This is a genomic window from Prosthecobacter vanneervenii (assembly GCF_014203095.1).
GTDB classification, from domain to species: Bacteria; Verrucomicrobiota; Verrucomicrobiia; order Verrucomicrobiales; family Verrucomicrobiaceae; genus Prosthecobacter; species Prosthecobacter vanneervenii.
Map to the genome: position 1 here is coordinate 63,666 of NZ_JACHIG010000011.1, position 13,640 is coordinate 77,305.

General features: G+C 60.2%; 16 protein-coding genes. 8 read left to right on the forward strand and 8 right to left on the reverse strand.

All coding sequences use genetic code 11. The annotated features are described in order from the left end of the window. Positions 1-59 precede the first annotated feature (59 nt). Entirely contained in the window at positions 60-1,394 is a 1,335-nt protein-coding gene (locus tag HNQ65_RS21285) for a L,D-transpeptidase family protein (RefSeq protein WP_184342821.1), read from the forward strand. Between the two features lie 113 nt (positions 1,395-1,507). Here the strand turns inward: HNQ65_RS21285 and mpl are convergent, their stop codons facing one another. Beyond that, a complete protein-coding gene (gene mpl / locus HNQ65_RS21290) occupies positions 1,508-2,890 on the reverse strand; it encodes a UDP-N-acetylmuramate:L-alanyl-gamma-D-glutamyl-meso-diaminopimelate ligase (protein WP_184342823.1) in 1,383 nt (460 codons plus the stop codon). A 185-nt stretch (positions 2,891-3,075) separates the two neighbouring features. Between mpl and HNQ65_RS21295 the strand changes: the two genes are divergently transcribed. The 6 genes from HNQ65_RS21295 (at position 3,076) to HNQ65_RS21320 (ending at position 6,964) form a co-directional block, all read left to right on the forward strand. Beyond that, positions 3,076-3,336, forward strand: coding sequence for a hypothetical protein (locus HNQ65_RS21295; RefSeq protein ID WP_184342825.1), 261 nt, complete (start codon positions 3,076-3,078; stop codon positions 3,334-3,336). 90 nt (positions 3,337-3,426) lie between these two features. Beyond that, positions 3,427-4,272: an MNIO family bufferin maturase gene (gene bufB, locus HNQ65_RS21300; protein ID WP_184342827.1), complete on the forward strand. Its 846-nt coding sequence runs from the start codon at positions 3,427-3,429 to the stop codon at positions 4,270-4,272. Next, positions 4,256-5,128, forward strand: coding sequence for an HvfC/BufC N-terminal domain-containing protein (locus HNQ65_RS21305; protein ID WP_184342828.1), 873 nt, complete (start codon positions 4,256-4,258; stop codon positions 5,126-5,128). Before bufB ends, HNQ65_RS21305 begins: the two co-directional genes overlap by 17 nt. Further along, the gene (locus tag HNQ65_RS21310; protein WP_184342829.1) at positions 5,125-5,583 is read left to right on the forward strand and encodes a DoxX family protein; all 459 of its coding nucleotides are present in this window, start codon (positions 5,125-5,127) and stop codon (positions 5,581-5,583) included. Before HNQ65_RS21305 ends, HNQ65_RS21310 begins: the two co-directional genes overlap by 4 nt. A gap of 59 nt (positions 5,584-5,642) precedes the next feature. Further along, positions 5,643-6,242, forward strand: coding sequence for an RNA polymerase sigma factor (locus HNQ65_RS21315; protein WP_184342830.1), 600 nt, complete (start codon positions 5,643-5,645; stop codon positions 6,240-6,242). Beyond that, a complete protein-coding gene (locus HNQ65_RS21320; protein WP_184342831.1) occupies positions 6,239-6,964 on the forward strand; it encodes a hypothetical protein in 726 nt (241 codons plus the stop codon). Before HNQ65_RS21315 ends, HNQ65_RS21320 begins: the two co-directional genes overlap by 4 nt. 3 nt (positions 6,965-6,967) lie before the next feature. Here HNQ65_RS21320 and HNQ65_RS27115 read toward each other — a convergent pair whose 3' ends face one another. The 6 genes from HNQ65_RS27115 to pgsA all read right to left on the reverse strand — a co-directional run bounded on the left by HNQ65_RS27115 (position 6,968) and on the right by pgsA (position 11,003). Then, positions 6,968-7,258, reverse strand: a complete 291-nt coding sequence (locus HNQ65_RS27115) for a type II toxin-antitoxin system RelE/ParE family toxin (protein ID WP_184342832.1) — start codon at positions 7,256-7,258, stop codon at positions 6,968-6,970. Further along, positions 7,255-7,473, reverse strand: coding sequence for a hypothetical protein (locus HNQ65_RS21330; protein WP_184342833.1), 219 nt, complete (start codon positions 7,471-7,473; stop codon positions 7,255-7,257). The genes HNQ65_RS27115 and HNQ65_RS21330 overlap by 4 nt, the downstream gene beginning before the upstream one ends. Positions 7,474-7,519: 46 nt before the next feature. After that, complete coding sequence (locus HNQ65_RS21335) at positions 7,520-7,921, reverse strand: outer membrane protein assembly factor BamD (RefSeq protein WP_184342834.1); 402 nt, start codon at positions 7,919-7,921, stop codon at positions 7,520-7,522. A 20-nt stretch (positions 7,922-7,941) separates the two neighbouring features. After that, complete coding sequence (locus tag HNQ65_RS21340) at positions 7,942-8,940, reverse strand: cobalamin-independent methionine synthase II family protein (RefSeq protein ID WP_184342835.1); 999 nt, start codon at positions 8,938-8,940, stop codon at positions 7,942-7,944. Positions 8,941-9,024: 84 nt separating this feature from the next. After that, complete coding sequence (gene der / locus HNQ65_RS21345; protein ID WP_184342836.1) at positions 9,025-10,401, reverse strand: ribosome biogenesis GTPase Der; 1,377 nt, start codon at positions 10,399-10,401, stop codon at positions 9,025-9,027. A gap of 29 nt (positions 10,402-10,430) precedes the next feature. Beyond that, positions 10,431-11,003, reverse strand: coding sequence for a CDP-diacylglycerol--glycerol-3-phosphate 3-phosphatidyltransferase (gene pgsA / locus HNQ65_RS21350; RefSeq protein ID WP_184342837.1), 573 nt, complete (start codon positions 11,001-11,003; stop codon positions 10,431-10,433). Positions 11,004-11,090: 87 nt separating this feature from the next. On the opposite strand from pgsA, the gene aat reads away from it, so the two are divergent. Then, positions 11,091-11,666 (forward strand): leucyl/phenylalanyl-tRNA--protein transferase, encoded by a 576-nt coding sequence (gene aat, locus HNQ65_RS21355; protein ID WP_184342838.1) that lies wholly within the window; start codon positions 11,091-11,093, stop codon positions 11,664-11,666. A gap of 9 nt (positions 11,667-11,675) precedes the next feature. Here aat and speA read toward each other — a convergent pair whose 3' ends face one another. Further along, on the reverse strand, positions 11,676-13,613 hold the full coding sequence (gene speA / locus HNQ65_RS21360; RefSeq protein WP_184342839.1) for a biosynthetic arginine decarboxylase: 1,938 nt from the start codon (positions 13,611-13,613) through the stop codon (positions 11,676-11,678). Positions 13,614-13,640 lie beyond the last annotated feature (27 nt).

Genomic DNA, 13,640 nt, shown 5'->3' on the forward strand with positions numbered 1-13,640 from the left:
ATCATTTTTGTTATGGATGGCGCGCCTGTGACGCAAAAATGAAAAGCAAGTGGTTCAACATGTTAGGTGCATGCATCCTCCCGCCGCTGGTCGGGGTGGGGATGTGCAGCGGCATCATCCATTTGCTGAAGAATCATGAGCTGTTTCGTGTCAATGTGCTGGCGGCACAGCCTGAGACTGGAAAGCTGAGGCATGGACGAGGCGGCGAGCACGGGGCCGAGGTAAGACCTGCCCTGCCTGCTAATGCTGAGTTCAGCCCGGTGAGGCCTGCGCCTGTGACGCCTGGTGCTGACAAGGCAGCTCTCCGGCGCGCTGAAGAGGCTGCAAAAGCAAAGATGATGCCTGCCGTGCCGAAGGCTGAGAAGAAGGACCCAGAAATGGCGGTGGCCAAGAAGACCGAAAATCCCGTGCAGCCTAAAACCATCGTGGTGCAGGCTCCAGTCTGGCGACCCATCGTCGATCCCATCGCAGATCACTGGACCCGGCTGATGCCACGCACGGACGCTCTGCCGCAGGCTTACCAGGCAGTGCTGAATGATGACGCCCAGCATCTGGCAAGACTGATAGCGATGGGCATCTCCCCCCATGAAAAGACATTGGGCGGGGATACGCCGCTGTGTGCAGCGGTGCGCATGGGGCGTGCAGATTGTGTGTATGTCCTGGCACTTTCCGGGGTGGACATGAATCAGCCAGCACATGAAAAGCAGCCGCCTATCGCGCTGGCGTCTCTGCGACGGAATGCCCCGGTGCTGAAAGCACTGCTAGAATTTGGAGCGGACCCCAACACGCGCTTTAACACACCGGTGGCGAAGCAGGTCATCGACCGCTGCACCATCAAGGATCTGCGAAATGCGATGGAGAGCGACCGGGGAATCACCCCACTGATCTGCTGTGCCGCACGCGGTGATGTGGAAGGAGCTGTAACCCTGATGCGTGCAGGGGCCAGGCCAGGGATGGGCACCACACGCTATCACCGCTACCCGATCAACTTTGCCGCTACGCAGGGCTACCTCTTCCTCATGCGCGTGCTTTTAGGTCGCGACCCTGACTCTGAGCCGGACATTCTGGTGACGGTGGATCTTTCCAGCCAGCGCGCCTGGGTGACGAAGCAGGGGCGCATCATCAACCACACGATGGTTTCCACCGGACGTGAGGGCTATGGCACCCCGGCCGGGCGCTACGTGATCACGGACAAGCATACCTCGCATGTATCGACGCTGTATCATGTGAACATGCCGTGGTTCATGCGCCTGAACTGCAGCGCCATCGGTCTGCACAGTGGCTATGTGACTGGGCAGCCAGCCTCGCATGGCTGCATCCGCCTGCCGTATGAAAAGGCGAAGGAATTCTTTACCCAGGTGCGCGTAGGGGACGAGGTGGAGATCGTGTACTAGGGCCGGAGGCCCGTTGACGGTGGTTTACCGTTGTTGACTATTGTTGACAGTTGTTTGCCAAGCCGATGAGCGGCTTTGCCGTAGATCTGAAAAGCAGTGTCAACGGCTTCTGGCTAGAGGGTCTTGAGGAGCTTGTCGTGGATGCCGTCGAAGCCGCCGTTGCTGAAGACGACGATGACATCGCCGGAGCGGGTTTCCTGCTTGAGGCGGCTGACGATGGCGTCGGTGCTGGCATCGAAATAGCAGGGCTTGCCACGGGCGGTGACGGATTCGGCCACCTTGGCGGTGTCCAGGCGCTGGTCTGCGGCTACCTTCTCAGGATTGGCGACGGCGGCGATGACAGAGCCATCGGCTTCGGTGAGGGCGTCGATCAGCTCGTTTTGCAGCACGTTACGGCGGCTGGTGTTGGAGCGCGGCTCGAAGAGGGCCCAGAGGCGGCGTCCGGCGTAGCGCTGGCGCAGGCCGCGCAGGGTCTCGCGGATGGCGGTGGGGTGGTGGCCGAAGTCGTCGATGATGGTGATGCCGTGGGCCTCTCCGCGCTCCTGCTGGCGGCGGCGGATGCCACGGAAACTCTCAAGGCCGGCGCGGATCTTGTCATCGCTCAATCCTGCAAAGCGGGCGGCGCAGACGCACATGGCTGCATTGCGTGCATTGAACTCGCCGACCATGGGGACTTCGAAGGCGACGCCGTTGATAGCAAACTGGGTGCTTTCAGGCGTGGTGCCGGTGATGGTGATGCGGAAGTCACAATCTGTGCCGAGGCCCACGGTCTTGAGCGGGGCGGGGCATTTGGCGCGCAGGCTGAGGCAGTTTGGGTCGTCTCCATTGATAAGCACGAGGCCGTTGCGTGGGACGGTGTTGAGGAAGCGCTGGAAGGAGAGCAGGATTTCATCGAGGTCGCGGAAGATGTCCGCGTGGTCGAACTCGATGTTGTTCACGATGGCGCACTCGGGCAGGTAGTGAAGGAACTTGCTGCGCTTGTCGAAATAAGCGGTGTCGTATTCGTCCCCCTCGATGACGAAGAGGTCGGAGTCCGTGAAGCGGGCGCCGGAGTCGAAATTTTCGGGAACGCCGCCGATCATGAAGCCAGGGTTTTTGCCCGCGTGCTCATAGATCCAGGCGAGCATGGTGGTGGTGGTGGTCTTGCCGTGGGTGCCGCTGATGACGAAGCTGCGTTTGCCCTGAATGACCTCGCGCTTGAGCATCTCTGCCATGGAGACATAAGGAAGCTTTTTCTCCAGCAGGGCCTCGAGCTCGGGATTGCCACGAGAGATGGCGTTGCCGACGACATAGACATCGGCATTGAGGGGAAGGTTTTCCGGCTTGTAGCCTTCGGTGACGGTGATGCCTGCGTTGCGCAGCACGTCGCTCATGGGCGGATAGACCTGGCTGTCTGAGCCGCTGATGGTGTGGCCGAGAGCGCGTAGCGCGACTGCGGTGGAGCCCATTGCGGTGCCGCAGATGCCGATGAGGTGGATGTGCTTGGGAGATGCCATGGAGAAGGGAGGACGTGGTGCAGGCCCACGCGAAGGCGGGCACTAAAGCAGGCCTTTCCGCCCCCTGCTAAAAGAAAGTTCAGGTCTGTGGGAATAATCGCCGGGGCGGGTGCTCACACGCTGCGATGGCCGGAACCACCCGGCCTGCCGGAACTCCAAATAATACAACGCATACCATCACTGCCATGAGCACCAAGCACATCATCGCCGCCGCCGCCTTCACCGGTCTCCTTTCCGGAGCCTACGCCGCCCAGACCACCACCACGCAGAAGGCCGCCAGCCTTGGCGTCTCCATCGAGAAGATGGCAGACAAGGGCCAGCACACCTGCAAGGGACACAACGACTGCAAGGGCCAGGGCGGCTGCAAGTCCGGTGACAACGGCTGCAAGGGCAAGAACTCCTGCAAGGGCAAAGGCGGCTGCAACACCATGCCGAAGAAGCCCTGATCCCCCCAGGCTGAATGGGTGGGGGTGTGCAAGCGTTCGCGTGCTCCCACCCATTCGTCATTCTGAATTCTTCTCACGTTCTTTTTTTCCATGCCTGCCAACCCACACAACGGCCACACTGATCTCGGCATCGGTCTTGGGCTTCGAGTGCCGCACTACAGGCACATCCTGGAGAAGAAACCGGTGTGCGACTGGTTTGAGATCATCTCCGAAAATTTCATGGTCGATGGCGGGCGGCCGCTGGAGATTCTGGACAGCATTCTGGAGCAGTACCGCGTGGTGCAGCATGGGGTGTCGATGTACTTTGGCAATGCCGATCCGCTGAACCGGGAGCATCTGAAAAAACTGAAGCGGCTGGTGAAGCGCACGAATACACCGTGGCTCTCTGATCATCTCTGCTGGGGAAGCTTGGACGGGCGGTGCTCGCACGACCTGCTGCCCATGCCCTACACGATGAGCGTGGCCAGACACACAGCTGAAAAAATACGGCAGGCGCGCGACTTTCTGGAGGTGCCCATCTGCGTGGAGAACGTGAGCAGCTACGCTGAATTCACCCAGAATGAGATGACGGAGTGGGAGTTTCTCAACGAAGTGGTGGAGCGTGCCGACTGCGGCATCCTGCTGGATGTAAACAACATCTATGTGTCGTCGCAAAATCATGGGTTTGATCCTTTTGAGTACCTAAGAGCTGTGCCGCACCATCGCGTGGGGCAGATCCACATTGCCGGGCACACGCGGCTGGACCACGTGATCCTCGACACGCATGATCATCCGGTGCCGGATCCTGTGTGGGAACTTTATGCGGCTGCGATCCAAGCATGCGGCAGGACCGCCACGCTGCTGGAGTGGGACGACAAGATTCCCAGCTTTGACGAGGTCCATGCCGAAGCGCTGAAAGCCAACCTTTATTTGCATGAGCATGCACACGCCGTCTGAGAAGCTACGAACGAATGAAGATCTGCGCCATCTCCAGCGCACGATGGCTGCCGCACTGATGCAGCCGCTGACGAAGCAGGATCGGCTGCGGAAGGGGACGCAGGCGGAGTTCATGGCGCCGAATGACCGTATGAGCGGATTTGAGCGGCTGGAGATCTATGCGCGGCAATATTGGTTTCGGCTGCTGGACTGTCTTTACGATGACTACCCGGCACTACGGGCGTTTTTGGGCGAGCGTCGATTTCATCAGCTCTGCCGGGACTACCTGGCGCAGCATCCCAGCACGTCATGGACTCTGAGGAATCTGGGGAGCGAGCTGTCTGCTTTCATCACAGAGCCCAGGGCGCGAGACATTGCCCGGGTGGAATGGGCGCAGACGCTGGCCTTTGATGAGGCACAGAAAAAGCCGGTGCCTGTGGATGATCTGCTGGGACAGGATCCCGCAACGCTGCGACTGGGGGTGCAGCCCTGTGTGGTGCTGTTGCAGACCGAGCATGCGGTGGATCACTTCATCACGGCTTTGAAAAAAGCAGATGCTGATGTGCGGGGATCCGCCAGCCAGGCTGTGTCGGAAGCACCGGCCCGAGCGGAAGTGGGGAAAGCGCCGAGACTCAGGCGTGAGCGTGTGCATCTGGCGGTGCACCGCCATGACAACCAGCTTTACTTCAAACGGCTGGCTCCCGAGGCCCATGGCCTGCTCTGCGCACTAAGGGATGGTCTGCCGCTGGCCGAGGCCATCGAGGCCGCGCTGGCCGAGGCCGGCGCTGAGACTGACTGGCCAGTGCAGATCCGAGACTGGTTCACCGAATTTTCCCAGCTCGGCTGGTTCGTCAAAAACTCCCCCCGCAAATCATGAAACCCTGGACACTTGCCAACTCTCTTCTCGACCGTGCCGCCAGCTGGCTGCCGAATCCTTTTCTCCTGAGCATCCGCCTCTACTGGGGATGGCAGTTTTTCCAGACGGGGAAAGGCAAGCTGAGCGACATCAGCGCGCCCACGGCCTTTTTCACCGAGCTGGGCATTCCGTTTCCGAAGCTCAACGCCTACCTGGCCGGCGGAACGGAGTGTCTTGGCGGGCTGCTGCTGCTGGCAGGGCTTTTTTCCCGGATGACCTGTGTGCCGCTCATTTTCACCATGCTGGTGGCTTATGGCACGGCGCATCTGGATGTGGTCAAAACGATCTGGTCGGATCCTGACTCCTTTGTGACGGCACCGCCTTTTCTCTTTCTGCTGGCTGCGATGACCGTCTTCATTTTTGGACCGGGCAGGCTTTCTGTGGATGAGCTGCTGCTGCGCCGAAAAAAATTTTGAAAAGCCGGGAATAAACGCCGCGGTGCCGCCTCCTACCTGCATCTCCCGCCCATGAATTCATGGAACTCGCCCTTCAATTCGGCATTGAACTGCCTGCAACCCGCACGATACCTCGCTGCGTGACTGATCCTGTGCCCAGCTTTGAGCAGATCGTGGATGCCCACTATCAGGGGCTCTACCGCTTTGCGCTGAGCATGAGCCGACGCGAGGCGACGGCGCAGGACCTTGTGCAGCAGACCTTTTTGCAATGGGCAAAGAAGGGGCATACCCTCAGAGATGCCTCCAAGGTGAAGACCTGGCTCTTTACCACGATCTACCGTGAGTGGCTGGCCATCGCGCGGCGGGAGAAGAAGTACGAGGAGGTGGAGTTTGAGCCCGAGGTGCATGGTGCCACGCAGAAGGAGGACGATGGCGAAAACCCTCGTGTGGACAGCGCCACGCTGCAGACCGCGCTGGAAGAACTGGAACCGAACTACCGTGCTCCGCTGGTGCTTTTTTATCTCAAAGAGCTATCATACCGCGACATCGCCGAGACGCTGGGCGTGCCCATCGGCACGGTGATGTCCCGACTTTCCCGCGCCAAGGACAGTCTGCGTGCCATTTTGCATCGCCTCGAAAAAAGCACTCCTACCAACATCATCCCCATCACCGCATCGTGAACCGCGAAGAAGCCAGACTCGAACTCGACGCCACGACGCTCCGTCCGCAGGATGCGTCGCCGGAGGCGCGTGCGATGGCGGAGAGCGATCCCGAGCTGGGTGCGTGGCTGGAGAAGCGCACGGCGTTTGATGAACAGGTGGCCGAGGTCTTTGCGGCAACGGTGCCTGCGGGTTTGCGCGAAAGCATTTTGCAAAATGCGCGGAAGCCTGCGCGACGCCCGATGCGATGGATGATTCCCACCCTGGCTGCGGCGGCTGCTGCTATTGCGCTGGGCTGGACGCTGCTGTGGCCGGTGGAAAGCAACATGCCTGGATGGCAGGCAGAGTCTCTTGCCGCAGTGACGAAGGTGGAATATGGCGTGTCCAAGGTGCACCTGTCGCGTGACTTTGAGGCCATCAAAAAGATGCTGGTGGCTGACCAGTCACCTGCGCCTGAGCATCTGCCCGGCAAGGTGGGGGCCATGCCTGTGCTGGCCTGCAAGTGCATCAAGGTGGCCGGGCGCTCGGCCTCGATCATCTGCTTTGAGATTGAGCCCGGGAAGGAAGCCCACCTGGTGGTGATGAACAATGACGGCATGTCCAACGTGCCGCCGCAACTGCAGCCACAGTTTAAGTCGTGCAAGAACTGGAACATGGCCAGCTGGAGCGACGGCAAGCAGAGCTTCATTCTGGCCACGAGGGCGGATGAGGCGGCGCTGAAGAAGCTGTTTGGGCTGGCGTGAGTGCTACAACAAGCTACGCCAGTTTCGTGGGTCTCGCTTTTCGTGAACTACGCCAACCACCCACACTGTTTCTTCAAGAATCCGGTAGATAATTAAATATGGGAATGTCCGCATCAGATAGCGTCGAGTCCGACGCGAAAGCGGCTTGCCGGTGGTCGGATACCGGGACAACCATGATGTGGCGGCTTCAAGGCATTGCAGAAAATGGGCCGAAGCTTTTGCTGAGCGCTCCTGGTAGTAAGAGAAAGCTTCCAGCGACTCTGCGCGAGCAGCATCCGTGAATAGCACCTTCATGCACGCGACATGCCTCTGAGCTCGGTCAAAACATCCGATGCAGAATGCAGTTTCATCTCACCGTGCTCGACTGCATCCACCCGGTCTTCCATCTCGCCAGCAAGTCGAGCTTCCCATGCGGCATCGCATGAGTCGATGATTAGCTCATCCAGCAATGATGCTTGCTCAGTGGCTGGCAATTGCAGAAATGCCTGACGAAGAACAGATGCGGTCATGTGCGATGATAATTCTTCACCAGAAACGAGCAAGAACCAATCTAAGCTACGGGATCTCCTTGAGCCTGAGGTCGGCTTTGCCGATCACGGTGTGGCAGTTCATGCACTGCTGGCGGAGGGAGGAGAAGGCGGCAGTGGAGGCTTTGGCGTCGTGCTTTTGCAGCGCTGTTTTGAGGGCTGCAAAGGGACCGCTTTCCCAGCCGGTAAGGAGGGGGCGGAGGTCCACCTTGCCACCGGGGCTTTTCTGAGTGGGGGCGCTTTGGATGGTTTTGGCCACGCTGGAGTGCATGCGTTCGGCCATTTCAAGAGCGGCGTCCCACTGGCCGGACTGCTGCAGGGTGCGTGTGGCCTGCAGTTTGCTTTGCGCCGCGTGCATGCGGTGCATGTTGATGAAGCTGGCGCATGAGGCCAGGGCGAGCACCGAGGACAGGAGAAAGAAGCGCTTCATAGGCAGGTGAGTGCATGCAATCACCGTCCTTCGAACCTGTCACGTCCTTTTGCGAGAGCCGCGATTTTTCGATCAGCCACGCTTCGCTTAAGCATCCAGAAGCCGCAGTCTGGGTGGATGAACCCAACCCGGCCGGAGCCGAGTTTTTTTTCCGCAGCTTCGATGCGGCGAGCGATTTCATCGGCGGTTTCGATGTGGTTGACCTTGATGTCCACGACGCCGAGGCCGACGCCGATTTTTGGGTCTAAGTCTTTGAGGGCGTCCAGGTCGGTGGCGGGCCTATGGGCGAGCTCGAGAACGAGATGGTCGGCACGCAGGGAATTGAGGAAGGCGATGAGTGCGGCCCATTCTCCTTTTTGGATTGTCTGGCCGCCGTAGTTGCCAAAGCAGAAGTGCACGGCCTTGGTGCCTTTGACGGCGTCGAGCACGCGATTGATGCCAGCGGCGGCGATGGGGGCGTCTGAGGGATTGCCGGGGATGTTGGCCTCATCGACTTGCACGCAGTCGCACTGGAGTTCGGCCGCCTGAGCAGCGAGGGCATCGGCGATGGCCATGTTGAGGGCTGCGAAATCGTGGTAGTGAGTGTCGAGCAGCGTGCGGGCCAGCATGTAGGGGCTGGTGAGGGTGAACTTGAATGCACCTCCGGCCACTCTGGCTGCACGGGCGCAGTCTTCGGGAAGATTCAAAACGCCTTCGGTGATGGGGCCGCGAACCACCGCAGCGGGCTTGCTGCGGAAGGCCATTTCGTTTTTGGTTCGGAATGCGGCGGCGTCCGCACGACCCACGCTGCTGTCGATGCCACCGAGCTTGTGGACGAAGTATTCGATCATCCCGTTGGTGTCGGGATGGTTGACATCAAAGCGGTAGAGCTCGCCATCTGTGGGTAGATCAATGCCGGCCTGGCGCTGGGTGTCGAAGACCACGCGGGTGGCGTCGATGACGGCGGCCTCGCTGGGGAGTGCGCTGAGCCATTCGGGGACAGGATAGGAGCCGACGGTGGTGGTCTGGATGGTAGGCATACGGCAGCCTAGTCAGCATCGTGATGGCATGGAAGCCACGAGTGCCAAAGTCCAAAGGCAGGCAGGCATCTGACAAGCAGGCGGCTACCTGGCGTTCTTGGGGCCTTTGCCGCGCACGCTCATCTTGAATGGAACACCAGGGGCGTCCCATTCGTCGCGGATGACTTTCTCCAGATAGCGCATGTAGCTTTCGGTGAGCTTGGAGGCGCGGTTGGCGAAGAGTACGAAGTGCGGGACGGGGATGGCGAAGCCTTCGGCTTCATTCACCTGAGTGGCGTAGAGGAGCTTGAAGCTGTGGGTGCTTCGGCCGAGAGCGCCGGGAGTGTTTTCGATGGCGTTGGCCAGCAGGCGGTTGAGAGCACCGGTGCTGATGCGGTTCTGAGCGCCGTTGCGCACTTTTTCGATCTGCACGAAGAGCTTGCCGATATGGTCCTTGTTCTTGGCGGAGATGGCCACGAGCGGGGCGTAGTTGAGGAAGAAGAACTCGCGGCGCATGATCTCGTCCAGATGCTCGATGCGGTCTTTCTGTTTGGCGTCCGGGTGGAAAAGGTCCCACTTGTTCATGACGAGGATGCAGGGCTTGCGCTCTTCAAGGATGATCTGGGCGATCTTGCGGTCCTGCATCTTGGCTCCGGCGGCACAGTCGATGACGAGGAGGCAGAGGTCGGCGCGCTTGATGCTCTGGAGGCTGCGGTCCACGCTGGAGATCTCGACGACGGTGTCGAGATTGGAGCGGCGGCGGATGCCTGCGGTGTCAATGAGCTGGTAGTGCTTGCCGTTGTAGGTGGCCTTGATGTCGAGGGCATCGCGGGTGGTGCCGGCGACGTCGCTGACAATGGCACGATCCTGGCCGAGGATGGCGTTTACCAACGAGGATTTGCCGGCATTGGGGCGGCCGACGATGGCGAGCTTGAGCGGTCGGGAGTTCTGGCGGGCGATGGCCTCCTCGGTTTCGGTGGTTTCCTTGAGATCGAGACGGGTGGAGATGAGGGACACCAGATCATCGATGCCGAGACCGTGCGCGGCGCTGACCTCGACGGTGTCTGCGAAACCGAAGCGGGCGAATTCACCGGCATTGAGCTTGCGCTTGGGGGAGTCGGCCTTGTTGCAGACGAGGATGACGGGCTTGTTGGTGCGGCGCAGCTCGCGGGCGAGGCTCTGGTCGATGGTGGTGATACCATCGACGACGTCCACGACGAAGAGGAGCAGGTCGGCCACATCGAGGGCGATGGAGGCCTCCGTCTGGACCTGGTCTGTGAGGACGTCGTCCGTACTGGCGCCGATGCCGCCGGTGTCCATGATCTCAAACCAAGCCGGGCCGCGGCGGCACTGCGCAACGATGCGGTCCCGAGTCACACCGGCCTGGTCGTGGACGATGGAGATGGTTTTGCCGGCAAGGCGGTTGAAGAGCGCGGACTTGCCCACATTGGGGCGTCCGACGATGGCGACGGTTTTGAGCATTGCTCAAGGAGCACGGTGAGACCCCCGCGTCAATCGTGACCCGCAGACTGGAGCTGGCGGTAGCCGTCCACCAGATTGATGATTCCAGAGAGGGCAGTGAAGGAACCCGCGAAGAGAGTAGGCCAGATGAGCCATTCAGGCTTGAGATCGAGGAGGATCCACAGAATGGCGGCCATCTGGGCAAAAGTGGCGGTTTTGCCGGTCCAGTGGGTGTGGATCTGCACCTTTCCGGCAAAGTGGTCGATGATGAAGGCACCGCCGATGGAGAGGAGATCGCGCCCGATGACGAGGATGGGGAACCAGAGGGGGAAATGCTGCCGCCAGGCGGTGAAGCTGAGCAGGATGATGGCGGCGAGCATGAGAAGCTTGTCCGCGAGGGGGTCCATGATGGCCCCGAAGCGGGTGCGCTGATTGAACCGGCGGGCGATCCAGCCATCCAAGGCGTCGCTGATGGAGGCGATACCAAAGACCGCCGCAGCCCAGCGGCGCAGGGCCTCATCCGGGTGTTCGCTGCGGGCGCTGTCGCCGTAGTAGATGACCAGCCCGATGAAGACGGGGATCAGCAGGATGCGGAAGACGGTGATCTGATTGGCGAGGTTCACTCTTCCTCAGTGTAAAGTTTCGGGGCTAAAGTTCAAAGTTTGAATCACACGGCTTGAAACTTTAAAGCGGGAACTCAAGACTGGAGCATGCAGCGAATCGAGCCTGTGGACCTCTTAAATGCCTACTGCGAGGGCGCCTTCCCGATGGGGGAGGAGGACGGGTCCATCTCATGGTACAGGCCCAAGATGCGGGGGATCCTGCCTGTGGCGGATTTTCATGTGCCCAAAAGGTTTGAGCGCTACCTGAAGCAGCACCCCTTTGAGGTGCGGTGGAACACGGCCTTTGGCGATGTGATCCGCGGATGTGCGGACCGTGAGAGCACGTGGATCACGGACACCATCATGGATACTTACGAGGAGCTGCACCGGCTGGGGTTTGCCCATAGCGCGGAGGTCTGGCGGGATGGCAAGCTGCGTGGCGGGGTGTATGGCGTGAGCATCGGGGGGGCGTTTTTTGGGGAGTCGATGTTCAGCCGCGAGCCGCAGGCGTCCAAGGTGGCGCTGACCTACCTGCAACGACGTCTGCACGAACGTGGATTCCTGCTGCATGACACGCAGTGGACCACACCACATCTGGCGATGTTTGGCGGGCATGAGATCCCCTGTGTGCAGTATCTGGAGATGCTGCAGCGGGCGATCCTGCGGAAAGTGACTTTTATGTGAGGCTGAGGATCAGCTCTCGAAATACGTGTAGCCGCGCAGGCCGGCCTCGAAGCGCTCCATGATCTCGCGGCGTTCCGTGGCGGTGATGCGCTTGGAGATGACGGCGCTTTCGGCGAGGTTGCGGAAGCGGGTGAGCATGTCTTTGGGATCATACTCCACGTAGGTGAGCACCTCGGAGACGCTGTCTCCTTCGAGCTCGCGGCTGTATTTCACCTTGCCGTTTTCCACGCGGACGCTGACGACATTGGTGTCGCCGAGGAGATTGTGAAGATCGCCGAGGGTTTCCTGATAGGCACCGACAAGGAAGATGCCGAGCATGTACTCGTGGCCCTTCTCGATCTGCGGATCGTGGAGCGGCAGAGTGGGATTGATGCCGCTGGAGTGGGCGAATTTGTCGATTTTGCCGTCGCTGTCGCAGGTGATGTCTGAGAGCACGGCGTTGCGGGTGGGCTTCTCCTTCAGGCGGTGGATCGGCATGACCGGGAAGATCTGGTCGATGGCCCAAAGGTCAGGCAGGCTCTGGAAGACGCTGAAGTTGCCGTAGTAGAAATCGGTCATGACGGTGTCCAGACGGTCCATCTGGCTGCCATCATGGCCGCAGCTTTCGAGCATCTTGGACACCCAGGTGAGGATGTCCCAGTAGAGCTCTTCGCCATGGGCGCGTTCGCGGAGGTTGACCTTGCCGTAGTTGAACTCGCTGCGGAGCTTGTCGCGATAGTAGATGGCGTCGTTGTAGATCTCCTGGAGGCGGTCTCGGGAGGTCTTGGTGGCATGCTTTTCAGCATCGATGCGGAGTTCGTAAAGATTGCGCAGGAGGGGCGGGGCGTCCTTGTCGAGCTCGAGTTCAGCGACGCTCTTGCGAGGCTCGAAGCGGTTGATGTCGAGGATGTTGATGATGAGGACGGAGTAATAGGCCACGATGGCGCGGCCGGACTCGGTGATGAGGTCGGGGTGGGGAACACCGGCCTCAGCCGTCACTTCGGTGATGGCCTCGATGATGTCGGCGCAGTATTCCTTGGTGCCGTAGTTGCTGCTGGCCTCGGTGGCGCCTTTGAGACCATCGTAACTGATGGCGAGACCACCGCCGAGATCGAGGATGCCCATGCGCGCGCCTTCCTGGACGAGACCGACGTAAACGCGCGTGGCCTCGGTGACGGCCTGACGGATGGCGCGGATGTTCGGGATCTGAGAGCCCTGGTGGTAGTGCAGCATGCGCAGACAGTCGAGCATGCCCTTATCCCGCAGATGATCCACCACGTGCATGAGCTGGGAGATGTTCAGGCCGAAGACGCTGGCGTCGCCGCCGGAGCCGCTCCAGTGGCCGGCGCTTTCAGCGCTGAGGCGGAAGCGGACGCCGAGGGTGGGGCGGATGCCCATCTTTTCCGAGCGCTCGAGGATGAGGTCGAGCTCGGTGGGCATTTCGAGCACGAGGATGACCTGCAGGCCCATTTTCTGCGCGTTGAGCGCGAGGTCGATGAACTCCTCGTCCTTGTAGCCATTGCAGACGATGTAGGCTTCAGGATCGTGCATGTAGCTGAGAGCGGCGATGAGCTCGGGCTTGCTACCGGCTTCGAGGCCGTAGTGGTACTTGCGGCCATAGCGGGTGATCTCCTCAATCACTTCCTGCTGCTGGTTCACCTTGATGGGGTAAACGCCGCGATAGACGCCTTGATATTTTCCTTCTTTGATGGCGGAGGCGAAGCCTTCGTTTAGCTCATCGATGCGGCCACGAAGCAGGTCACCAAAGCGAATGAGCAGGGGGAGCTGGGTGCCGCGCTCGCGCAAACCTTTGACGATGGAGGCCAGGGAGACTGGCTTGATTTTCTTGCCATCCTTGAGATTGACGACGACCTCGCCCGTTTTGGAGATGTCGAAATACTCATGACCCCATTCGCGGATGCCATAAAGCTCGGCGCTGTCTTCGGTGGTCCATGCTGGGGTTTTCATTTTTCGTAAGCTGGGCTGGGGGGTGGG

Coding starts and splice junctions, on each gene's coding strand:
- HNQ65_RS21285 (WP_184342821.1), top strand. CDS start 60: ATGTTAGGTGCATGCATCCTCCCGCCGCTGGTCGGGGTGGGGATGTGC.
- mpl (WP_184342823.1), bottom strand. CDS start 2,890: ATGGCATCTCCCAAGCACATCCACCTCATCGGCATCTGCGGCACCGCA.
- HNQ65_RS21295 (WP_184342825.1), top strand. CDS start 3,076: ATGAGCACCAAGCACATCATCGCCGCCGCCGCCTTCACCGGTCTCCTT.
- bufB (WP_184342827.1), top strand. CDS start 3,427: ATGCCTGCCAACCCACACAACGGCCACACTGATCTCGGCATCGGTCTT.
- HNQ65_RS21305 (WP_184342828.1), top strand. CDS start 4,256: ATGCACACGCCGTCTGAGAAGCTACGAACGAATGAAGATCTGCGCCAT.
- HNQ65_RS21310 (WP_184342829.1), top strand. CDS start 5,125: ATGAAACCCTGGACACTTGCCAACTCTCTTCTCGACCGTGCCGCCAGC.
- HNQ65_RS21315 (WP_184342830.1), top strand. CDS start 5,643: ATGGAACTCGCCCTTCAATTCGGCATTGAACTGCCTGCAACCCGCACG.
- HNQ65_RS27115 (WP_184342832.1), bottom strand. CDS start 7,258: ATGAAGGTGCTATTCACGGATGCTGCTCGCGCAGAGTCGCTGGAAGCT.
- HNQ65_RS21330 (WP_184342833.1), bottom strand. CDS start 7,473: ATGACCGCATCTGTTCTTCGTCAGGCATTTCTGCAATTGCCAGCCACT.
- HNQ65_RS21335 (WP_184342834.1), bottom strand. CDS start 7,921: ATGAAGCGCTTCTTTCTCCTGTCCTCGGTGCTCGCCCTGGCCTCATGC.
- HNQ65_RS21340 (WP_184342835.1), bottom strand. CDS start 8,940: ATGCCTACCATCCAGACCACCACCGTCGGCTCCTATCCTGTCCCCGAA.
- der (WP_184342836.1), bottom strand. CDS start 10,401: ATGCTCAAAACCGTCGCCATCGTCGGACGCCCCAATGTGGGCAAGTCC.
- aat (WP_184342838.1), top strand. CDS start 11,091: ATGCAGCGAATCGAGCCTGTGGACCTCTTAAATGCCTACTGCGAGGGC.
- speA (WP_184342839.1), bottom strand. CDS start 13,613: ATGAAAACCCCAGCATGGACCACCGAAGACAGCGCCGAGCTTTATGGC.